General features: G+C 65.1%; 24 protein-coding genes and 1 tRNA gene. 14 read left to right on the top strand and 11 right to left on the bottom strand.

All coding sequences use genetic code 11. The features are described 5' to 3' along the window. Positions 1-13 precede the first annotated feature (13 nt). Complete coding sequence (pdxR, locus tag MUU55_RS14180; protein WP_244761382.1) at positions 14-1,444, top strand: MocR-like pyridoxine biosynthesis transcription factor PdxR; 1,431 nt, start codon at positions 14-16, stop codon at positions 1,442-1,444. On the opposite strand, the gene MUU55_RS14185 is transcribed toward pdxR, so the two are convergent. The 4 genes from MUU55_RS14185 to MUU55_RS14200 all read right to left on the bottom strand — a co-directional run bounded on the left by MUU55_RS14185 (position 1,441) and on the right by MUU55_RS14200 (position 4,225). Next, a complete protein-coding gene (locus tag MUU55_RS14185; RefSeq protein ID WP_244761383.1) occupies positions 1,441-2,166 on the bottom strand; it encodes a type 1 glutamine amidotransferase in 726 nt (241 codons plus the stop codon). The two genes, pdxR and MUU55_RS14185, sit on opposite strands and share 4 nt — an antisense overlap. A 124-nt stretch (positions 2,167-2,290) precedes the next feature. Further along, complete coding sequence (locus MUU55_RS14190; RefSeq protein WP_244761384.1) at positions 2,291-2,467, bottom strand: hypothetical protein; 177 nt, start codon at positions 2,465-2,467, stop codon at positions 2,291-2,293. Positions 2,468-2,566: 99 nt separating this feature from the next. Next, positions 2,567-2,995, bottom strand: a complete 429-nt coding sequence (locus tag MUU55_RS14195) for an RbsD/FucU family protein (RefSeq protein ID WP_244761385.1) — start codon at positions 2,993-2,995, stop codon at positions 2,567-2,569. Beyond that, the gene (locus MUU55_RS14200) at positions 2,996-4,225 is read right to left on the bottom strand and encodes an ROK family transcriptional regulator (RefSeq protein WP_244761386.1); all 1,230 of its coding nucleotides are present in this window, start codon (positions 4,223-4,225) and stop codon (positions 2,996-2,998) included. Positions 4,226-4,514: 289 nt separating this feature from the next. Here MUU55_RS14200 and MUU55_RS14205 point away from each other — a divergent pair, with 289 nt between their 5' ends. From MUU55_RS14205 to pyrC, 5 genes are all read left to right on the top strand, one after another. After that, positions 4,515-5,540: a sugar ABC transporter substrate-binding protein gene (locus tag MUU55_RS14205; RefSeq protein ID WP_244761387.1), complete on the top strand. Its 1,026-nt coding sequence runs from the start codon at positions 4,515-4,517 to the stop codon at positions 5,538-5,540. A 289-nt stretch (positions 5,541-5,829) separates the two neighbouring features. After that, on the top strand, positions 5,830-6,921 hold the full coding sequence (locus MUU55_RS14210; protein WP_244761388.1) for an ABC transporter permease: 1,092 nt from the start codon (positions 5,830-5,832) through the stop codon (positions 6,919-6,921). Further along, on the top strand, positions 6,921-7,700 hold the full coding sequence (locus tag MUU55_RS14215; RefSeq protein WP_244761389.1) for an ATP-binding cassette domain-containing protein: 780 nt from the start codon (positions 6,921-6,923) through the stop codon (positions 7,698-7,700). The genes MUU55_RS14210 and MUU55_RS14215 overlap by 1 nt, the downstream gene beginning before the upstream one ends. Then, positions 7,697-8,320 carry a nucleoside triphosphate hydrolase gene (locus tag MUU55_RS14220; protein ID WP_244761390.1) on the top strand — a complete coding sequence of 208 codons (624 nt, stop codon included), beginning with the start codon at positions 7,697-7,699 and terminating at the stop codon, positions 8,318-8,320. The genes MUU55_RS14215 and MUU55_RS14220 overlap by 4 nt, the downstream gene beginning before the upstream one ends. Positions 8,321-8,468: 148 nt before the next feature. Further along, the gene (gene pyrC, locus MUU55_RS14225; RefSeq protein WP_244761391.1) at positions 8,469-9,509 is read left to right on the top strand and encodes a dihydroorotase; all 1,041 of its coding nucleotides are present in this window, start codon (positions 8,469-8,471) and stop codon (positions 9,507-9,509) included. Positions 9,510-9,518: 9 nt separating this feature from the next. Here pyrC and MUU55_RS14230 read toward each other — a convergent pair whose 3' ends face one another. Beyond that, positions 9,519-10,283, bottom strand: a complete 765-nt coding sequence (locus tag MUU55_RS14230; protein WP_244761392.1) for a Crp/Fnr family transcriptional regulator — start codon at positions 10,281-10,283, stop codon at positions 9,519-9,521. Between the two features lie 187 nt (positions 10,284-10,470). On the opposite strand from MUU55_RS14230, the gene MUU55_RS14235 reads away from it, so the two are divergent. Continuing rightward, entirely contained in the window at positions 10,471-10,866 is a 396-nt protein-coding gene (locus MUU55_RS14235) for a hypothetical protein (protein WP_244761393.1), read from the top strand. Here the strand turns inward: MUU55_RS14235 and MUU55_RS14240 are convergent. Beyond that, entirely contained in the window at positions 10,857-11,306 is a 450-nt protein-coding gene (locus MUU55_RS14240; RefSeq protein WP_244761394.1) for a DoxX family protein, read from the bottom strand. The genes MUU55_RS14235 and MUU55_RS14240 overlap by 10 nt on opposite strands. Positions 11,307-11,485: 179 nt before the next feature. Between MUU55_RS14240 and MUU55_RS14245 the strand changes: the two genes are divergently transcribed. Further along, positions 11,486-11,785 (top strand): Rdx family protein, encoded by a 300-nt coding sequence (locus MUU55_RS14245; RefSeq protein WP_244761395.1) that lies wholly within the window; start codon positions 11,486-11,488, stop codon positions 11,783-11,785. A gap of 64 nt (positions 11,786-11,849) precedes the next feature. Here the strand turns inward: MUU55_RS14245 and MUU55_RS14250 are convergent, their stop codons facing one another. Beyond that, positions 11,850-12,224, bottom strand: coding sequence for a BA14K family protein (locus MUU55_RS14250; protein WP_244761396.1), 375 nt, complete (start codon positions 12,222-12,224; stop codon positions 11,850-11,852). Between the two features lie 150 nt (positions 12,225-12,374). On the opposite strand from MUU55_RS14250, the gene MUU55_RS14255 reads away from it, so the two are divergent. The 4 genes from MUU55_RS14255 (at position 12,375) to gdhA (ending at position 16,762) form a co-directional block, all read left to right on the top strand. Then, complete coding sequence (locus MUU55_RS14255; protein ID WP_244761397.1) at positions 12,375-13,805, top strand: phosphohexomutase domain-containing protein; 1,431 nt, start codon at positions 12,375-12,377, stop codon at positions 13,803-13,805. An 82-nt stretch (positions 13,806-13,887) separates the two neighbouring features. Further along, positions 13,888-13,974: transfer RNA gene (locus MUU55_RS14260), tRNA-Leu, on the top strand. A gap of 188 nt (positions 13,975-14,162) precedes the next feature. Further along, positions 14,163-15,314, top strand: a complete 1,152-nt coding sequence (locus MUU55_RS14265; protein WP_244761567.1) for an HPP family protein — start codon at positions 14,163-14,165, stop codon at positions 15,312-15,314. A gap of 95 nt (positions 15,315-15,409) precedes the next feature. Then, complete coding sequence (gene gdhA / locus MUU55_RS14270) at positions 15,410-16,762, top strand: NADP-specific glutamate dehydrogenase (protein WP_244761398.1); 1,353 nt, start codon at positions 15,410-15,412, stop codon at positions 16,760-16,762. A 16-nt stretch (positions 16,763-16,778) separates the two neighbouring features. Here the strand turns inward: gdhA and MUU55_RS14275 are convergent, their stop codons facing one another. After that, positions 16,779-17,288: a GreA/GreB family elongation factor gene (locus MUU55_RS14275; RefSeq protein WP_244761399.1), complete on the bottom strand. Its 510-nt coding sequence runs from the start codon at positions 17,286-17,288 to the stop codon at positions 16,779-16,781. A 138-nt stretch (positions 17,289-17,426) separates the two neighbouring features. Then, on the bottom strand, positions 17,427-17,849 hold the full coding sequence (gene rnk, locus MUU55_RS14280; RefSeq protein ID WP_244761400.1) for a nucleoside diphosphate kinase regulator: 423 nt from the start codon (positions 17,847-17,849) through the stop codon (positions 17,427-17,429). A 339-nt stretch (positions 17,850-18,188) separates the two neighbouring features. On the opposite strand from rnk, the gene MUU55_RS14285 reads away from it, so the two are divergent. Together MUU55_RS14285 and MUU55_RS14290 are read left to right on the top strand one after the other, a co-directional pair. After that, positions 18,189-18,533, top strand: a complete 345-nt coding sequence (locus MUU55_RS14285) for a DUF488 domain-containing protein (protein ID WP_244761401.1) — start codon at positions 18,189-18,191, stop codon at positions 18,531-18,533. Between the two features lie 128 nt (positions 18,534-18,661). Further along, complete coding sequence (locus MUU55_RS14290; RefSeq protein ID WP_244761402.1) at positions 18,662-19,360, top strand: 5-formyltetrahydrofolate cyclo-ligase; 699 nt, start codon at positions 18,662-18,664, stop codon at positions 19,358-19,360. Here MUU55_RS14290 and MUU55_RS14295 read toward each other — a convergent pair. Continuing rightward, entirely contained in the window at positions 19,330-20,595 is a 1,266-nt protein-coding gene (locus MUU55_RS14295; protein ID WP_244761403.1) for a CynX/NimT family MFS transporter, read from the bottom strand. The two genes, MUU55_RS14290 and MUU55_RS14295, sit on opposite strands and share 31 nt — an antisense overlap. After that, positions 20,592-21,269, bottom strand: a complete 678-nt coding sequence (locus tag MUU55_RS14300) for a FadR/GntR family transcriptional regulator (protein ID WP_244761404.1) — start codon at positions 21,267-21,269, stop codon at positions 20,592-20,594. Before MUU55_RS14300 ends, MUU55_RS14295 begins: the two co-directional genes overlap by 4 nt. Positions 21,270-21,327: the final 58 nt, after the last annotated feature.

Raw genomic sequence — 21,327 nt, forward strand, 5'->3', positions numbered from 1 at the left:
GCCATGGTGCGCCATGTCATTGGATCGAAAAAGCACCAATTCAGATGAAAAAATCAGGACCAATCTGCCGGATTGGTCCGCGCTCATTCCCGTCCTGCCGGCGGCGGGGAAGCGCACGCCCGCGCTCTATCGCGAGCTGCGCCGGCTGATCGAGGCGGGCGATATCCCGCCCGGTGCCAAGCTGCCGCCGTCGCGCGATCTCGCCGGCCGGCTGAAGACGTCGCGCGGCAGCGTGGTTGCCGCCTTCGAAATGCTGATCGCCGAAGGCTATGCCGAGGCGCGCACCGGCGCCGGCACCTTCGTCGCCGGCCGCGTACCGACGGTGAAGCCTACGGCCCCCGCAGCATCCGAGAGCATCGCGCCCAAAATGCCGCTGCCGGGCACGCTTGGCGTGGCGATGGCGGATGCCCGCACGCTCGGCCTGTTCCGCACGCTCCTGTCGCGTCACCTCGCCCGCCCCGGCCCGGAGCATTTCTACTATGGCGATCCGCGCGGCGGCGACGCGCTGCGCCAGGCCATCGCCGCCTATCTGCGACAGGCGCGCGGCGTGCGCTGCGAGGCACGCTCGATCGTGATCACGACCGGCATCCAGCAGGGTATCGACCTCGTCATCCGTGGCGCGCTTGCCGCCGGCGACCGGGTGATGATCGAGGATCCCTGTTATCCGAGCGCCCGTGCCGCGCTGGCCGGCGCCGGCCTTGTTCTCACCGGCCTGCCGGTCGATGACGAGGGCGCGGATATCGGACAGGCCGTGCCGGGTGCAAAGGCGGTCTATGTCACGCCCTCGCACCAGTTCCCGCTCGGCGTCGCCATGAGCATGCGCCGGCGCCTCGCCCTGATCGACTGGGCGCGGGAGACGGGCGGCTGGATCCTCGAGGACGATTATGACAGCGAGTTCCGCTTCGCCGGTCCCCCGCTCGCCGCCATGCAGGGCATGGATGACAGCGGCCGCGTGATCTATCTCGGCACCTTCTCCAAGGTGCTGTTTCCCGGCCTTCGCCTCGGCTATGCCGTGATCCCCGATGCGTTGCTCGACCAGGTCATTGCGCTGCGTATCCGCACCGACCGCAGCCCGCCGACACTCGCCGAAGCTGCACTGACCGACCTCATCCGCGAGGGCCATTTCTCGGCGCATCTGAGGCGGGCAAGACGGCAGGCGCAGGCGGCACGGGATGCCCTGGTGGCGGGGCTTTCGACAACCGGAAGGCTTGCCGTCGCCGTACCGGATCAGGGCCTGCATCTGGTGGCGACGCTGCCGACCTCGCTTGCCGATACCGAAGCGGTCGAGATCGCCCGTCAGGTGGGGCTGGGCGTCCGTGCCCTCTCCGCCATGGCCGTCACCCATGCGCCGCGACAGGGTCTGGTGATCGGCTTCTCCGGCTTTGCACCTGAAGTTCTGGAAGCCGCCGCGAGACGCTTCGCGGTCGCGATCGCCGGTTTCTAGGCGACGCGGCGTGCTTCTGCCGTGTCGATCGTCGCTACCCAGGCACGGGCCAGCGCAAGGCCGGTGGCATCGGCGGCCGGACCGTGTTCGGCGGCCAGGGCGTCACGCCGCGCATGCCATTCAGGCGCGGTGCTTCGGATCATCTCCGGGAAGGTTTCGACCCATTCGTCGACCACCGAGCGGCTCGCCTCGAAATGGAACTGCGTGCCATAGATGGCGCGGCCGAGGCGGAAGGCCTGGTTCTCGGCGGCGGCATTGCCGGCAAGGCGCACCGCGCCCTCGGGCAGCGTGAAGGAATCGCTGTGCCACTCGAAGATCGGGAAATCGCCAGCTGCGGCGGACAATACGGGATCGCCGGCGCCGTCCTTGGTGAGCGCCACCTGGCACCAGCCGAATTCCGGATGGGTGCCGATCAGGTTCTCCGCGCCATAGGCCCGGGCCAGAAGCTGGCTGCCGAGACAGACGCCGAGCACGGATTTGTCGGCATCGCCAAAGCGGCGCATCAGGGCGGCGAGATCCGGCAGATAGGCGTGGTTTTCGTCGTCGCGAGCATTCTGCGGGCCACCCATGACCACGATGGCGTCGTGGCCGGTCTCGTCGGCGGGGATGATATCGCCGGCATGGGGGCGGCAGATGTCGAGCGTAGCACCCGCTTCCTCAAGAGCCACGCCGATCTGCCCGAGCAGTGTTACCCTGTCGTTTTCCACCACCAGAACCCGCATGCGATACTCCCTTTCGATATCGCGCGAGACAATCACGCCCTTTTATTTCGTTCAAGGGCCGAGACACAAAGAACCCGGCTCTTTCGAGCCGGGTCAGGCGGGGAGGATCAACGAAAGGAAGAAATCAGCGGCAGACCTTGATGCGCTTGATGACGATGTTGCCGTAGTAGTCGTAGGACTTGATCTTCTTGATGAAGCAGGTGGGCTGATAGTCGTAGCTGTAATAGCCGGCCTGCGAGGGGGCCGCGAAGGAGACGGCGGCGACGAGGGCAACGGTGGCGGAAACGATGAACTTGCGCATGGGGTCTCTCCTGATCTCTGGTTAAGAATGAGCCTCTCTCATCCGGTGATCTGAAGGTCTCATATCCCTGCGCATGCCGCTGTTTCCGGTGGAACAGGCTCAGGGATAGATCACGCCCTTGCGCAAAATGACATTCGCATAGAGCCGCGGCTCGCTGGTCTGCACCAGCGTATGGGCGGCGCGCACGCGATTGTAGAAATCGGCGCCGACCAGCGGCACGACTTTACGCTCCGGCTCGTGGCGGGCGCAGCAGGCGATGATCTCGTGATGGACGGGCTCCAGCGTGTCGCGCTCCTGGCGGAAGGTCGAGCGGAAGATCGCCTCCTCGACGAAGTCGTCGATGGGCATGACGGACAGCACCGCGTTGATGGCAGGAACGAGCGCGACGCCGTCGAGGCGGACGAGGCGGCGGGCATGCTCGACGCCGGGATAATTGCCGTCGACGATGGCGATCTCGTCGCCATGCCCCATGGCGCGCAGCGTCGAGAGGAGCTCCGGGCTCAGGATGGGGTCGAGACCTTTCAACATTCAGGCAAGCTCCTTGAAGAGGACGTTATGATCAGGAAGATAGCGGGAAAACAGCGGCAGGCTGGCGCCGCCGACCGAGCGCGCCCGGCTGCCGACCGCGCCCTCGACGATCTCCGGCATGGTGACGCCCTGCAGGTCGAGCCGGGCGACGGCCGCCTGCGTGGCGGCGACGACGCGTTCGCGCACCCAGGCCGGAAAGCCACCATCGATGATGACGGCCGAGAAGTCGATGACCGAGGCGGAGGCGACGACGGCCTGGGCGAGTGCCGCCGCCATGTCGTCGATCCAGATCTGCAGGGGCGCGCCGAAATCCACCCAGTCGTCGGGCGAATACCAGACGGGTTTCGGATCGATGCCGTGCTCGCGCAGGAGGTTCTCGAGGCGGTAGATCGAGGCGATCTTCAGAAGCTGCACCGTCTCGCCGTCGCGGCCCTGCACGGGCAGCGGGCCGATGGCGCCGGCCGTGCCGGTGCGGCCGGTGAACAGAGCGGAATTCAGCACCACCCCACCGCCGATGAAGGAGCCGATGAAGAGATAGAGGAAATCGGGATATTGCGGGCCGAGGCCGAAAACCAGTTCGGCGGCGCAGGCGCTGGTGGCGTCGTTCTGCAAGGTCACGGGATAGGGCACGCGGCTGGCGATCTCGGCCTCGAGATCGACGCCGCGCCATTGGTCCATGTCGGCCTGCGGGGCACCCACCTCGCTTGCCCAGCTCCACAGCTCGAAGGGTGCGGCGACGCCGAAGCCGGCGATGCGGGCGCGCTCTTCCGGCGTGATCGAGGCTTCGAGTTCCGCCAGGCCCTCCGTCACGAAGGCCAGCAGCGATCCGGGCATGGGATAGGGAAAGGTCAGCCGCACCTGCCGGCGAATGCCGCCGACGAAATCCATCAAGACGATATCGGCGCTGCGCCGGCCGATCTTGAGACCCAGCGAATAGACCGCATCCGGATTGAGCCGCATCGGCACGGAGGGCTGGCCGACCTTGCCGCGCATGGGTTCGCCGCGCATCAAAAGACCTTCGGCCTCCAGGGCGCGCATGATGACGGTGACGGTCTGGGCCGAAAGCCCGCTGCGCCGGGCGATTTCGGCCTTCGACAGGCTGCCGTGCCGGCGCACCAGCGACATGACGAGGCGCTCGTTATAGGCGCGCACGCGCACCTGGTTGGCGCCCCCGCTGGGATCGAGGATTTCGGCCGGCGCGGCGGGCGCCGTCGCGGCATGTTTGCTCATCGTCTCCTCCCGTGCCGGTCGCGGCGCAAGGCACCGCTTCCGGTCCTCTTATCGGCTGGCGCTCCGCTCTTCCATCGGAAACGATACAGCCGGGGTTTTCACCCGTTCTTTCCACCAGCATGCCACATCGAATTAATAATTCAATTCGATTTATTTATTGACAGGCATTTCTTTTGGTGGTCTCTTCACGATCGGAAACACGGAAAGCCGGCGGAGGAGCCCCTGGCCCGTGTGACCGGATGGGCCCGGACAGGGCGCATCCCGTTTCGTCCTTGGGAGGATTGATTAGATGAAGAAGACGATCGTTTCCGCCGCTCTCGGCGCACTTGCGCTCGGCGTGGCCTTCTCGTCGCCGGCAGCCGCCGCCGACACCACCGCCTGCCTGATCACCAAGACCGACACCAACCCCTTCTTCGTCAAGATGAAGGAAGGCGCCGAAGCCAAGGCCAAGGAACTTGGCGTGACGCTGAAGGCCTATGCCGGCAAGGTCGACGGTGACTCGGAAAGCCAGGTTGCCGCCATCGAAACCTGCATTGCCGACGGCGCGAAGGGCATCCTGATTGCCGCCTCCGACACCAAGGGCATCGTTCCCTCGGTGCAGAAGGCCCGCGAAGCCGGCCTGCTCGTCATCGCGCTCGACACGCCGCTCGAGCCGCTCGACAGCGCCGACATGACCTTTGCCACCGACAACCTGCTCGCCGGCGAACTGATCGGCAAGTGGGCCGCCGCAACGCTCGGCGACGCCGCCAAGGACGCCAAGATCGCCTTCCTGAACCTCACCCCGTCGCAGCCGTCGGTCGACGTGCTGCGCAACCAGGGCTTCATGAAGGGTTTTGGCATCGACGTGAAGGACATCACCAAGATCGGTGATGAGGACGATGCGCGCATCGTCGGCCACGACGTGACCAACGGCAACGAGGAAGGCGGCCGCACGGCCATGGAAAACCTCCTGCAGAAGGATCCGTCGATCAACGTGGTGCACACCATCAACGAACCGGCTGCTGCCGGCGCCTATGAAGCGCTGAAGGCCGTCGGCAAGGAAGGCGACGTGCTGATCGTCTCCGTCGACGGCGGTTGCCCGGGCGTGCAGAACGTCGCCGATGGCGTGATCGGCGCGACCTCGCAGCAGTACCCGCTGATGATGGCGGCGCTCGGCGTCGAGGCCATCAAGACGTTTGCCGACACCGGTGAAAAGCCGAAGGCCACGGAAGGCAAGGACTTCTTCGACACGGGCGTGACGCTCGTCACCGACAAGCCGGCAGCAGGCGTCGAGTCCATCGACACCAAGGCCGGCAAGGACAAGTGCTGGGGCTGATGCCCCCGCCGGCCCGGTTTGACCGGGCCGGCCATCCGCCATGGACGGATCGGGTGACGCGCCAGCAATTGCGAAGAAAGCAGTGAGCGCACCCTTGTTTTGACAATCGCAAAGAGACGTGGGCACCATTCTCCCCGGCGATCAGCGGCACGGTATCATGCTGCTGCGCGGAGAAGGCCGCCCGAAGAAGGCGGCGGGTGCGCAAAACGCGTCTCTACCGATACGTCCGCGCACCCATTTTATCCGGCACTGCCGCGACGGTCGGCATCGGAAGGGGAGGAAAAGGATCATGAGTGAGACAACGACGGCTTCGACAGCCTCGCAACCCTCGCAGGAATTCGAGAAGGTGCTGACCGGCAGCGCAACGCAGGTCGCGTCCTTCGATACGCATGACAAGACAGCCATCCAGAAATTCCAGCATTTCCTGCACGGCAGCCCGTCTGCCGTGCCGCTCATCGTGCTCGTGCTCTCCGTTGCCATATTCGGCATCATTCTCGGCGGAAAATTCTTCTCCGCCTTCACCATGACGCTGATCCTCCAGCAGGTGGCGATCGTCGGCATCGTGGGGGCGGCCCAGACGCTGGTCATCCTGACGGCGGGCATCGACCTTTCCGTCGGCGCCATCATGGTTCTGTCGTCGGTGGTGATGGGCCAGTTCACCTTCCGCTACGGCCTGCCGCCGGTCGTATCGGTCGCCTGCGGCCTCGCCTGCGGCGCGCTCTGCGGCTATATCAACGGCCTGCTCGTCGCCCGCATGAAACTGCCGCCCTTCATCGTGACACTCGGCATGTGGCAGATCATCCTCGCCTCGAACTTCCTCTATTCGGCCAACGAGACGATCCGCTCGCAGGACCTCGCCGCACAGGCGCCGCTCCTGCAATTCTTCGGCAACAATATCAAGCTCGGCGGCGCGGTCTTCACCTATGGCGTCATAGCCATGGTGCTTCTGGTGGGCGTGCTCTGGTACGTGCTGAACCACACCGCCTGGGGCCGCCATGTCTATGCGGTCGGCGACGACCCCGATGCGGCCGAGCTTGCCGGGGTGAACGTCAAGCGCATGCTGGTCTCGGTCTACACGTTGTCCGGCCTCATCTGCGCGCTGGCCGGCTGGGCTCTCATCGGCCGCATCGGCTCGGTCTCGCCGACCGCCGGCCAGTTCGCCAACATCGAATCGATCACCGCCGTGGTGATCGGCGGCCTCTCGCTGTTCGGCGGACGCGGCTCGATCCTCGGCATGATTTTCGGTGCGCTGATCGTCGGCGTCTTCTCGCTCGGCCTTCGTCTCATCGGCACGGACCCGCAATGGACCTACCTCTTGATCGGCGTCCTCATCATCTCGGCAGTCGCAATCGACCAGTGGATCAGAAAGGTAGCAGGCTGATGGCTCTCGAACCCATTCTCACCGCACGCGGTCTCGTCAAGCGCTACGGCCGCGTCACCGCCCTCGACAATGCCGATTTCGACCTCTATCCGGGTGAAATTCTCGCCGTCATCGGTGATAACGGCGCCGGAAAATCCTCGATGATCAAGGCGATATCAGGTGCCATCACGCCGGACGAAGGCGAAATCCGCCTCGAAGGCCAGCCGGTCAGCTTCCGTTCGCCGATCGACGCGCAGAAGGCCGGCATCGAAACGGTGTACCAAAATCTTGCCCTGTCCCCCGCCCTCTCGATCGCCGACAACATGTTCCTCGGCCGGGAGCTGCGCAAACCGGGCATCATGGGCGATGTGTTCCGCAAGCTCGACCGCACGGCGATGGAGAAATTCGCCCGCGACAAGCTCTCCGAACTCGGGCTCATGACGATCCAGAACATCAACCAGGCGGTGGAAACGCTGTCTGGCGGCCAGCGGCAGGGGGTTGCGGTGGCGCGGGCGGCGGCCTTCGGCTCGAAGGTCATCATCCTCGACGAGCCGACGGCAGCACTTGGTGTCAAGGAAAGCCGGCGCGTGCTGGAATTGATCCTCGACGTGCGCCGGCGCGGCATTCCGATCGTGCTGATCTCGCACAACATGCCGCATGTGTTCGAGGTGGCGGACCGCATCCATATCCACCGGCTCGGCCGTCGTCTGACCGTGATCAACCCGAAGGACTACTCGATGTCCGACGCCGTCGCCTTCATGACGGGCGCAAAGCTGCCAGCGGAGGCCATCGCGGCATGATCTCGCCTCCCACCATCGTGGATGCACTCTTGCGGCGCGCGGGGAACGCGCGCCGCTTCCTCGTCGGCCTCGCCGGCCCACCGGCCGCCGGAAAGTCGACTTTGGCCGAAGCCCTGCGCGACGGCCTGCTCGCCCGCGGCGAAAGCGCAGAAATCCTGCCGATGGACGGCTTTCACATGGACAACGGCATTCTCGCCGAGCGCGGCCTCTTGCCGCGCAAGGGCGTGCCGGCGAGTTTTGACGGGCGCGGCTTCGTCGACATCGTGCAGGCACTGAAACGCGCCGAGGGCGAGGTGCTGGTGCCGGTCTTCGACCGCTCGCGCGAACTTGCCATCAATGCGGCCCGTGCCATTCCTCTGGAAACACGCTTCGTGTTGGCCGAGGGCAACTACCTGCTCTTCAAGGATGCGCCCTGGGATGCGCTCGACGGCGTCTTCGACTTCACCATCTTCGTCGGCCCGCCTTACCATGTTCTGGAGGAGCGGCTGCGCCAGCGCTGGATGGGCTATGCCCTACCCGAGGACCAGATCGGCTGGAAGCTCTACGGCAACGACCTGCCGAACGGAAAGCGCATCCTGGAAAACTCCCGCCCCGCCGATCTGCATATCGACATCTTCTGAAGCGATTGTCGTCAGTGCCCGCGGATGCTATCGCAGCCCAAAGCAATTCCAGCAAAAGTGTACAGCGGTTTTGCGTCCGGAATTGCGCTGAACAAAGGGATTGGAGCATGTCCGCTTGCGGAAATGCTCCAAGACGGGAGAAACGCCGATGACCACAGAAATCACCATCCGCCGGCCTGACGACTGGCACCTGCACCTGCGCGACGGCGCCATGCTGGAGGGCGTGATCGGCGATACCAGCCGGCACTTCGCCCGTGCGATCATCATGCCGAACCTCGTGCCGCCGGTCGTGACGACAGCCGATGCGAGCGCCTATCGCGACCGTATTCTGGCGGCCCTGCCCAAGGGCGACCGGTTCGAGCCGCTGATGACGCTCTACCTCACCGAGCACACCAATCCCGACGACGTGGAAGCCGGCTTCAAGAGCGACCTGATCCGTGCGGTAAAACTCTACCCGGCGGGTGCCACGACCAATTCGCATGGCGGCGTGCGCGACATGGACAAGGCGATGCCGGTGCTGGAGCGCATGGCGAAGATCGGGCTTACGCTCTGCGTGCATGGCGAAGTGACGACGCCCGAGGTTGATATCTTCGACCGCGAGGCGGTGTTCATCGAGACGGTGCTCGATCCGCTGCGCCAGCGCCTGCCGGAGCTGCGCGTGACCATGGAGCACGTGACGACGAAGAACGGCATCGACTACATCAAGGCGTCGAAAGCCAACCTTGCCGGCTCGATCACAACGCATCACCTGATCATCAACCGCAACGCCATCCTGGTCGGCGGCATCAAGCCGCACTATTACTGCCTGCCCGTCGCCAAGCGCGAAGAACATCGCCTCGCGTTGCGCGCCGCCGCAACCTCCGGCGACAAGCGCTTCTTCCTCGGCACCGATTCGGCGCCGCATGTCGATCCGCTCAAGGAGTGCGCCTGCGGCTGCGCCGGCATCTATACCTCGATCAACACCATGAGCTGCCTCGCCCATGTCTTCGAGCAGGACAACGCGCTCGACAGGCTGGAAGCCTTCGCTTCGCTGAACGGCCCTGAATGGTACGGCTTGCCGGCCAATGAGGAGACGATCCGTCTCGTCAAGCGGGCGGATCCTGTCGCCTTTCCCGCGAAGATCGAGACGGGTGCCGGGCCGGTGACGGTGTTCGACCCGATGTTCCCGCTTCATTGGGATGTGGCATAATCCGTCAGGTCAGATGAAGGGCCGGGGTCCCCGCTTCAGCCCTTCCCAGCCTGCGAGCGCCTGAAGCCCGTCGGCATCGAGAATTTCGCACCCCTTTTCCTGCCAGCGCATCAGCTTGCGATCGGCAAGCTTGCGCAACGTCTTGTTGGTGTGGACGAGCGACAGGCCCAGTGTGTCGGCGACATGCTGCTGGGTGATCGGAATGACCCGCCGTCCGCCGTTCACGCCTGCCAGATGCGCCCGCTGGTGGATGAAGGACAGGAGATAGGCCGTGCGCTCCAGCGCCGTGCGCCGCCCAATGCTCAAAAGATGTTCGTCGAGGATGCGTTCTTCGGCCGAGGCAATCCAGGTAAGGTCGTAGGCCAGCGAAGCGTGGCGCTCAAAGAGCCGTTCCAGTTTGGAGCGTTCGAAGACGCATAGCGTGACCGGCGTCAGCGCCTCGACGGAATGGTCCATCTCCCCCATCAGGCTGCCCTGCAGGCCGATCAGATCGCCCGGCAGCACATAGTTCATGATCTGACGGCGGCCATCCGGCAAAAGTTTGTAGCGGAAGGCCCAGCCCGACAGCACCGTGAAGAGATGGGCGCTGTGCATGCCCTCGACGAGGATGGTCGCACCACGCTCGCTCGACAGTTCGCCGCTCTTGAAGTGCGAAACGAAATCCAGTTCCTTGGGCGTGAAATCCCGGAAATCAGGCAGAGTGCGCAAGGGACATTGCTGGCAGGGCGTGCGCCATCGGGTCTGCTGGTTGCCCACCGTACCGCTCGCCATCATGCCTCCGTGCCTGTCCGTTGAAGCCAGCCGGAACCGGCTGGCTCCGCAAAACGCGGAAGCGGTGCGCTTGTTCCATCACGCCGATGCTATGTCTTTTTTAAATGACACTTTTTGGGATGATGCCCAATGTCCGCCTCCCGAAGCGCCGTGATTCCGGTGCTTGTGCATGGATGAGGAGTGCGGCGCCATGGAACCGTCTTTACCGCACGTCTTGATCGCCGAACGCGAGTTCCTGATCGCGCTCGACGCGGAATATCTGATCAAGTCGGCAATCGATTGCCGCATCACGCTGCTGAGACCCGAGCAGCTCGACCAATGGGACACGGCCATGCTGGCCGATATCGATCTGTGCCTGCTTGACATTCCGCTCGACGCGACGCGGATCACCGCCCGCATCGAGCGCCTGATCGAGGCCCGCGTGCCGCTGCTGTTCACGACGGTCGCGGACATTCATGTCGGAGGCATCGCCGGCTTCGAAGTCATTCCGATCGCACGGAAACCCTATGAGGGCGAAACGTTGGCGGCGCTCGTCGAGGGGCGGCTGCGGCAAAGACCGCAACCGCCGGAGACGGATCAGAACTGACGGCCGATCTTGGCGTCGACCGAGTGGCTGTTGGCGCCACGCACGGCGAAGAAGAACAGGATCAGCGTCCAGAGGATCGACTTTTCCGCACCGCCGAGGCCTTCGGCCTGCACGATGCCGTGGAAGTAGACCGTCACGGCCAGCACGATCATACCGGCGAAAGCGGCCGGGCGGGTGAAGAGGCCGATGGCGATCAGGATGCCGCCGAAAAATTCGGTTGCGGCAAGCAGCGGCGACCAGAAGGCACCCGGATAGAAGCCGAGACTCTCGACCATGCCGCTTGCGCCGAAGGGGTTCAGAATCTTGCCGTAGCCATGGGTGACAAGCAGGAGACCCGTGGCGACGCGCAGGATCGTCTCGGCACTTTCCGAAAGCCTGGAATAGAGGCCGCCGAGCGAGGGGATGATGAGGCGCGGGCGATTGGTGGCAAGCTCTGTCATGGGATCTCCTGTGAGCATATTGCGGTGCAACACGTCTCTCCCAGGATTCGGGCTGCGACAAGATGTCCGGCGACAAAACTTGATGAATTGAGTTGACATTTCCGTGAGTTCGCCGCGAGCGAAGGCGTGCCAAGCGGCACCGGCTGCTATATGCTTTGGCGATCGTTCAGGAGGTTGCCATGTCCGGGGAAAAGCCGCGTATTTCCATTCTCTACTGCACCCAGTGCAACTGGCTGCTGCGCGCCGGCTGGATGGCGCAGGAACTGCTGTCCACCTTTTCCGACGCGCTCGGCGAAGTGGCGCTCATCCCCGGCACCGGCGGCAATTTCGAGATCCGCGTCAACGACGTGCTGGTCTGGGAACGCAAGCGCGACGGCGGATTTCCGGGGCCGAAGGAATTGAAGCAGCGGGTACGCGATATCATCGAGCCCGGCCGCGACCTCGGCCACACCGACCGCGTTGATCAGACGCCTGCTTGATTGACTATGCCCTGAAACGAAAACGGCGGGCCGAAGCCCGCCGCCTGTTCCCTCCCGGTCGCGATCAGCGATAGGGCGAGTAGCACATACGATAGACACCGCCACCCGCATGGTAGCGGTTGGTATAGGGGTCGTAGGTGCGGTAGCGGTTCATGCACCAGCGCACATGCGCGTTGCGTCCGCCGCCATAGTAGCGCGGCCGTTCGTAGCGCGGGCGGTAGTAGCGGCGCTCATAGCCGTAATACGGGCGATGATGGCGGCGATAGTAGCGCGGGCGCTCGCAGCCATAGCCGACGCAGAACTCCACCTGCGCCTTCTGTACGTCGCTCTTTGCCTGCAGCGGTACAGCAAGCGGGACGGCCTGGGCCGCTCCCATGGGCGCGATTGCGGAGGCGATGCCCATTGCGCAACCGAACACGAGATTCCTGATCTTCGACATGTGATCCTCTCTAGTTCTTGGCGGGATTTCTCCCTGTCACGTCCCTGCTTTGCATTACGTTCACGCATTTTGTTTTATTCATGGTCGCGCGCCGTCCTGTGTGGCGGATTTATCGCGGCGCGGGCGATCCGCAAGGGGCAGAGGTGAAGCATGAGCCTGAAATTCGGAACCAGCGGCCTGCGGGGCCTCTCGGTTGATCTGGAAGGTCCGGCGACCGCCCTTTATGCCACCGCCTTCGCCCACCATCTGCTGACCGCCGGCATCGCCAGGCCTGGCGACGAAATCCTGATCGGCCGCGATTTCCGTGCTTCCAGTCCCGCCATTTCGGCCATCGCCATCGCGGCCCTGCGCAAGTCCGGCCTCACACCCCGCGATTGCGGCACGCTGCCGACGCCGGCGCTCGCGCTCCTTGGCCTTGCCCGCAAGGCGGCCTGCCTGATGGTGACGGGTTCGCACATTCCCGCCGACCGCAACGGCATAAAGTTCTACCGGCCGGACGGCGAGATCGACAAGGCGGACGAAGCGGCGATCACGGCGGCTGCGGCGGCAATCCAGGCCGAAGGCATCGTCCTCGACGCGGCGCAGGAAACATCTGACGACCTTCATGAGACAGCGATGGCGCTCTACCGGACGCGCAACCGCTCGCTGCTGCCGGACAACAGCCTATCGGGCCTCCGGGTCGGCGTGTATCAGCATTCGACGGTCGCCCGCGATCTGTTCGTGGACATGCTTGCACACTACGGCGCCGACGTCGTCGCGCTTGGCCGCTCGCAAACGTTCATCCCCGTCGATACCGAAGCCGTCTCGCCGGAAACCATCACGCTCCTGCAGGATTGGGCCGTGAAACACGGCCTGCATGCCATCGTTTCCGCCGATGGCGACGGCGACCGGCCACTCGTGGCGGACGAGACCGGCATGCCCATGCGCGGCGACCTGATCGGCCTCATCGCCTGCCGCTTCCTGGGGGCGACCGCCATCGCCACGCCCGTCACCTCCAATTCCGGCATCGAGGCGGCCGTGGACGGCAGCGTGCTGCGCACCCGCGTTGGCTCGCCCTTCGTGATCGCCGCGATGAACGACGCTGTCGGCGCCGGCGAAAGGGCCGTTGCGGGCTTCGAGGCGAACGGCGGCACGCTGACGGCGACGCCGTTTGCCGTGAATGGCCACACGCTCGCCGCTTTGCCGACGCGCGACAGCCTGATGCCGATTCTGGCCGTGCTGGCGCTGGCCGCCTCGGAAGAAAAGCCGCTCTCCACCGTCGCATCCAGCTTTGCGTTGCCTGCCGCCGCCAGCGACCGGCTGGAAAACTTTCCCGTCGAGACGAGCGCCGCCCTTATGGCAGAGCTGCGCTCGGGTCCCGGCCCGCTTACCGCCTTCCTCGGACCGATCGGCGTGCCGCGGACGGTAAGCGATATCGACGGGCTACGCGTCATGCTGGAGGATAAAAGCATCATCCACTTCCGCCCCTCCGGCAATGCGCCGGAAATGCGCTGTTATGTGGAGGCCGCTGACGAGCCGGCTGCCGCGAACCTTCTCACTGCCGGACTCCGGCGCATCCGCGACTGGGCACAAAGCCGATAAACAAACTTTTCGCCAAGCCGTTGCAAAAACTTCAAAAAGCCTGTTGACACCGGCGGGCGGTCCTTCTACATCGCTCTCCGTCGCCCAGATGGCGGAATTGGTAGACGCGCCAGCTTCAGGTGCTGGTACTCGAAAGGGTGTGGAGGTTCGAGTCCTCTTCTGGGCACCAAATTCCCCGCTCCACTTACCAGGAGCGTTGTCAAAAAAGCCCGGCTCAGCCGGGCTTTTTTGTTGGCTGAAACAGCCACCCTCCCCATTCCCCGCCGGCAAAACAGAATCTTCCCCGTGCACCCTTGCGTCCAGGGCGCGAAGGGCGGATAAGCCTCGAAAATAGTCATCTGCCTTTTTAAGATCAGGATCATCGTGGCCCCACCCCCACACGATGCCCAGAAATCGGGCATCCTGTCCAAATTCCGGCTGTTCTCCCCCATTCTTGCCGGCGCGACGCTCAGGGAACGCCTGATCGGCTGCCTCGGCGCCTTGATCGGCATCTGCCTCACCGGCCTCGTCAGCGGCTTCTTCATGGGGCAGGATCCGCACCTGCCGCTGATCGTGGCGCCGATCGGCGCCTCCGCCGTCCTGCTCTTCGCCGTGCCGGCCAGCCCCCTTGCCCAGCCCTGGTCGATCGTCGGCGGCAACACGATCTCCGCCTTCGTCGGCGTTACGGTCTCCACGCTGGTCCGGGATCCCGCCATCGCCATCGGCCTAGCGGTGGCGCTCGCCATTCTCGTCATGTCGCTCACCCGCTCGCTGCATCCGCCGGGCGGGGCCGCCGCGTTGACCGCCGTCATCGGCGGCACGGCCGTCGCACGAGCCGGTTTCTGGTTCCCCATCGTGCCGATCGGCATCAATTCGCTGATTCTCGTCCTGCTCGGCGTCGTCTTCCACCGGCTTGCCGGCCGGCAATATCCTCACCGGCAGGCCGTTGCCCCCGTCAACACGCACAGGACTGCCGATCCGCCGGCCGCCTTCCGCGTCGGCTTCAGCACCGAGGACATCGACGCCGCCGTCGCGAGCTTCAACGAAACGCTCGACATCAGCCGCGCCGACCTCGACGTGCTGTTGCGGAAGGTCGAATTGCAGGCGCTGATGCGCCAGCGCGGCGACCTTACCTGCGCCGACATCATGTCGCGCGATGTGGTGACGGTGACCTCGGATGCCAGCGCCGAGGAGGCACGCCGCCAGCTGCTCGAGCACGACATTCGCACCCTGCCGGTTGTCGACAATGAAGGCCACCTTCTCGGCACCGTGGGCCTGCGCGAGCTCGCCGCCATGGCGCATGCCTCGCCTCTTCCGATGTCGCCGGCCAAGACCGCCAAGACGGGTGACCCGGCCATCGGTCTCCTGCCGCATCTCACCGACGGCGCGATCCATGCCGTCGTCGTCACCGACGACAACAACCGCGTCGTCGGCATCATCTCGCAGACCGATCTTCTGGCAACGCTTGCCAAGAGCCTCTCCCACACAGGCCCGACGGGCCTGATGGGTGGGCACGGACAGGGAATCTGACCCCATGCAGAAACGATGTCACCGCGGGCTGACCGGTGTGAAGCCGGCAGCCCCCTTCCAGTGATTTTTTGAAGAAGAACGAAAGGAGTGTCGCCATGGCGACCGTCGACGAGAAGCTTGAACCCATCCTGGCCCAGGTGCTGCAACGCAACCCCGCCGAGCCGGAATTCCACCAGGCAGCCCGAGAAGTGCTGGAAAGCCTCGGCCTCGTCGTCTCCAAACACCCCGACTACCTGAAGGATGCGCTGATCGAGCGCATTTGCGAGCCGGAACGCCAGATCATCTTCCGCGTCCCATGGGTGGACGACAAGGGCCAGGTGCACATCAACCGCGGTTTTCGCGTGCAGTTCAATTCGGCGCTCGGGCCCTACAAGGGCGGCCTGCGCTTCCACCCCTCGGTCAATCTCGGCATCATCAAGTTCCTCGGCTTCGAGCAGATCTTCAAGAACGCGCTGACCGGCCTGCCGATCGGCGGCGGCAAGGGCGGCTCGGACTTCGACCCGAAGGGCCGATCGGAGGGCGAGATCATGCGCTTCTGCCAGTCCTTCATGACGGAGCTCTACCGCCATCTCGGCGAATACACCGACGTGCCGGCCGGCGATATCGGCGTCAGCGGCCGCGAGATCGGCTGGATGTTCGGCCAGTACAAGCGCCTCACCAACCGCTTCGAGGCCGGCGTCTTCACCGGCAAGGGCCTGAGCTATGGCGGCTCGCTGGTGCGCAAGGAAGCGACCGGCTACGGCGCCGTCTATTTCACCCGCGCCATGCTGGAAAGCCGCGGCACCGGCTTCGAAGGCAAGAGGGTCACCGTGTCGGGCTCCGGCAATGTCGCGATCTACGCCATGGAACAGGCCATAGCCTACGGCGCCAAGGTCATCGCCTGCTCGGATAGCTCCGGCTATGTCGTCGACGATGACGGCATCGACCTCGATCTCGTCAAGGAGATCAAGGAAGTGCGCCGCGAGCGCCTGTCGCAATATGTCCTGACGAGGAAGGGCGCGCATTTCATCCCCTCCGGCAAGGGCTCGATCTGGGACGTGCCCTGCGACGTGGCGCTGCCCTGCGCCACGCAGAACGAGCTGACCGGCAAGGACGCCAAGACGCTGATCAAAAACGGCGTCATCGCCGTCGCCGAGGGCGCCAACATGCCGTCCACCCCGGAGGCCGTGCGCGCCTTCCAGGAGGGCAACGTGCTGTTCGGCCCCGGCAAGGCGGCCAATGCCGGCGGCGTCGCCACCTCCGCGCTCGAGATGCAGCAGAACGCCAGCCGCGACAGCTGGAGCTTCGAGACCGCCCGCGAACGCCTCGGCCAGATCATGCAGGGCATTCACGACCGTTGCGCCGAGACGGCCGAGGAATATGGCGCCAAGGGCAATTACGTGCTCGGCGCCAACATTGCCGGCTTCATCCGCGTGGCCGAAGCCATGCGTGCGCAGGGCGTCATCTGATAGCCTCGCCTTATTCCTACGCAGCAGACGGCCCCGGACCCTCTCCGGGGCCGTTTTCATTGGCGGCATGGAAAGCCTGACCGAAGCGGCCTCCGGCGACAAGGCGGATGCGCGGACGCTCCTCCGGGGCAGGCTGGGCGGATAGCGGCTGGTAGAGCACCTTTTCCAGCACGACCCAGTCGCGCCGTCCCTCCGGCCGGTCGAAGACCATGGACTGGCCCTCGCGCAGGCCGAGCAGGGCAAGGCCATAGAAGGTCGTGACCGGCAGGAAGGCACCGCCGGGCACATAGGTACCGGGCAAGCAGAGCGTCCTGACATCGGTGAGGCCGCTCGCGCAGCGGAAGGTTACGCGTGCGTCGATCATCGCGAGGTCGGCCGGGATGCCGCCTTCCAGCGCCAACCGATGGCCGAAGAGCTTGCGGTGCAGGAGGGTGCACCATTCCTGCGTCAGCGGCGGCGCGTCGGCCGCCATCTTTTCCAGCACGTACCCATCGCGCAGCGTCAACAAGGCGGGATTCTGTCCCATCGTCATCTCCATGTGAAATCGTGGTGGAGAAGCCCCCTGGCCGCGAATGCGGCACAGGGGGTCACGATCCTGCGACGAGGCAGCCTCCGATGCGCCCGGCAAGAGAGAAGGACAGGAACTTCATGGCACGCGCGGCCCTCAGGAGGCCTGGGCGGCTTGGGGGGCCGCATGCACGGCGATTACGCTGAGCCGCCGTACCCGCCCGTCGCGTCCCGCCCAGTCGATCGACTGGCCAGCGGAAAGGCCGAGCAGCGCGGCGCCGACCGGCGTCAGCACCGAGATGCGCTGGCGGGAAATATCCGCATCGCCGGGGAAGACGAGTTCGGCGGTCTGCGGCGCTTCATCGTCGATGCGGAATTCGGCGAACGAACCCATGCGCAGGATGCCCGGGGCCATGCGCGCATCGTCGACGATCTTCGCGCGGTCGAGCTCGGCGGCGAGCTGTTCGGCGGCGTGCGGATCGCGCTCGGCCAGCCTGTCGGCCAGGTTGGACAGGCGCTCATGTTCCGAGCGGGCAATGGTGATGGCCGGCCGGCGGCCGCTCTTGGTCTTGGCAGTCATGGAAACCTCGCGCACGGGGTTACGCGGCCCTCAAGGCACGCGGAAAATTCGAAATCTGGGAAATGGGTGTCGCGCTTTCCTGGCGCGGTGACGTGCTGGACGAAACCGCTATGCCCCCACGGCCGGGGCGCGACGCGACCAAGCCGAGGGGCTAGTGTCCTGCGAGAGGAAACAGCCGTTTCAGAAACCGGGCAAGGGAAGGCATCGTCGTCATGCTCCCATGATGGGACGAGCGCGACGGCAAAGTCAAGCAGGGCGCGCCGACTTGACCCATGGCTTGAAGGATGGGCCGCTTTCTGATCTCAAATGCGGGATGCGGAGCAGAGGGAGGCTGATGCGATGCCGGTGCGAATCAAGCGTGTCTATGAGGCGGCAGCGGCAGACGACGGCACGCGTATCCTTGTCGACAGGCTCTGGCCGCGCGGCATTTCGAAGGAGAAGGCATCGTTCGAAACATGGATGAAGTCCGTCGCGCCATCGACCGAACTTCGGAAATGGTTCGACCACAAGCCGGAGCGCTGGATGGAATTCAAGACGCTATATCGCGAGGAACTCAAGGGCAGCCCCGATCTCGACGACCTCAGAAGGCGTGCGGCCACCGGCACCTTGACCCTGCTCTACGGTTCTCGCAACACGGCGTTCAACCACGCTGCCGTGCTGGCTGAATTGCTGAAAGACAGCTAGGCCGTCCCAGCGCGAGAATTGATTTGTCAGCGTACTGGCGAAGCCCCATCCTGCCTGCCTGAACACCCGGCAATGCGGACCGCCGAAGAACCGGCTCCAGGCCGGATATCTGCAAGGAGGAGGATGCGATGGCAGATGACGACAGACCCGCCACCTTTGCCTCGCCGGCCTGTTTCCTGCACGAGATCGACCCGGCCTATGCCGGCCTGCCGGGGCCGCTCGATCTACAGGCCTGGACGGATGTGAACCGCTGGCGCAAAGCCGAGCGGGAGCGGCTGATCGCAGAGCGCCTCGCCATGCCGGCCGCGACGCGGCTTGCCTGTGGCGAGGCCATCGCAGCCCGCGTGCTCGACGAGATCGGCGATGTGACCGGCCGCATCGTCAGCGCCTATTGGCCGTTTCGCGGCGAGCCGGATTTCCGGCCCTTCCTGCTAGCGGTGACGGAACGCGGCGGGCGTACGGCCCTGCCGGTCGTCGTGGAAAAGGGTCGGCCGCTGGAATTCCATCTCTGGCAGACGGGCGAAGCGCTTTCGCGCGGCGTGTGGAACATTCCCATTCCCGCCGTGCCGAACCCCTGCCGGCCGGATATCGTCATCGCCCCCGTCGTCGGCTTCGACGCTTGTTGCTATCGGCTCGGTTATGGCGGCGGTTTCTTCGACCGCACGCTGGCGGCGATGTCGCAAAAGCCGCGCGTCATCGGCATCGGCTACAGCGGTTCCCGCATCACGACCATCTATCCGCAGCTGCACGACATTCCGATGGATGTCGTGGTCACCGAGACCGGGATCATCCGGCCTCAGGCCTCCACCGTGCGCGCATTGACATAGAGTGCGCGGCCGGCGAACCAGCCGTTGATGCCGGCTCCCAAGCCAAGCAGCACGAAGAGCACGGCGCTCCAGGCAAAACTGCCCGTCCAGCCCCTGATGAGGCCGACGACCAGCGGGCCGATGGCGGCCAGCAAATAGCCGACGCATTGCGCCATGCCGGAGAGATGCGCCGCGACATGGGGATCGCGCGTGCGCAGCACGATGACGGTCATGGCGACCGCGATCAGCCCGCCCTGCCCGATGCCCTGCAAGACCGCCCAGATCCAGACCGACCAAAGCGGCGCAAACAGCAGGCCGAGCAGCGCCACCACGGCAAAGCCGCAGAGCGTGACATTGATCAGCCGCTGGTCTTTTCCGCGCACGGCGATATGCGGCGCGACGAGGCAGGCGGCGGCCTGCACCATGACGGACATGGAGACAATCGCGCCGGCCGTGACGCCATCCAGCCCGCGTTCGCGCAGGATCGGCACCAGCCAGCCGAAGACGCAATAGGCGAGCGCCGATTGCAGGCCCATGAACAGCGTGACCTGCCAGGCCAGCCGATCGCGCCAGAGACCCTCAACGCGAAAACCGGCACGCTTGGCCTGCGAGCGGGTCGCCAGCACCTGCGGCAGCCAGAGCAGCGCGACCAGCAAGGCCGGCAGCGACCAGGCCGCCAAAGCCCCGTCCAGCGACCCGCCGAGCGCATGCTCGATAGGCAGCGTCAGGCCGGCGGCACCAGCCGCACCGGCGCAGAGCGCCATGGTGTAGCAACCGGTCATCAGCGCCGCCCGGTCGGCGAAATCGCGTTTGACGAGACCGGGCAGCAACACATTGCCGACGGCAATCGCCCCGCCGGCCAGCGCCGTGCCGAAGAACAGCAAGGGAATGGAGGACAGGCCGCGCAGGGCCGTGCCGAATGCCACCAGCAGGATGACGGCCAGAAGCGTGCGCTCCGTGCCGATGCGCTGGGCCAGTTTTGGGGCAAGCGGCGAGAACAGGCCGAGGCAGACGACGGGCAACGTCGTCAGCAGGCTGGCGCCGGTGGGGGAGAGACCGAGCACATCGCGGATTTCTGGCAGCAGGGCCGAGGCGCTGGAAAAGACCGCGCGCAGATTGAAGGCGATGAGCACGAGGCTCGCGCCGAGCAGTATGCGCGCCGCCGTGCCTTTCGGCCGGTGCGGTTCGGGTGCCGGCACGCTGTCGGCTTCGGCATCTATCAGATCTATGGCGGCGGGATCGTTGGGGAGGGTCATGACAGAAGCAGCTTGTCGAGGGCAGCGAGGACGGGGGCCATGAAGCCACGGACGGCGGCATCGGCCTTGTCGGGATCGCCGCTTTCGATGGCATCGACGATGGCGGCATGCGCGGCCATGTCGGGTTCGGGAAGGTCGTCTTCGAGGGTGGCCGCAATGGTTTCGGCGATCACCGTCGAGAAGAAATCGTACATGCCGATCAAAACGGCATTGTTCGACGCGGCGATGACGGCCTGGTGGAAGGCGAAGTCGCTGATAATGAAGGCCGCCCGGTCGCTGGCCTCGGAATGACCGCGCGCGGACAACAGCGCGCGGAGCCTGGACACCGTTGTCGGCGTCTGGCGCAGCGCGGCAAGGCGGGCGGCTTCGACGTCGAGCGCCAGCCGCGCCTCGAACTGATCGCGCAGGCCGGCGCGGCGGGCCATGGTGAGCGGGCGCGCGGTATCGACCGTCGAGAGCACATAGGTGCCGGAGCCCTGCCGCGTTTCGAGATAGCCCTGCGAGGCGAGCACGCGCACCGCCTCGCGCACCGTGCCGCGGCTGACCGACAACATGGAAGACAAGGCCGCCTCGTTCGGCAGCTTTTCGCCGATCGCCCAGCGGCGGGCGAGGATATCCGTGCGGATCGCCTCCACGGCGGTATCGGCGAGATTGGTTTTGCTGAGGGATTGCATAGGCTATAATCATAAAGTCATCGGATGACTTTATGATTATAGCCTCCTAACGGGATCG

The organism is Shinella curvata (assembly GCF_022899935.1).
Classification (GTDB): domain Bacteria; phylum Pseudomonadota; class Alphaproteobacteria; order Rhizobiales; family Rhizobiaceae; genus Shinella; species Shinella curvata.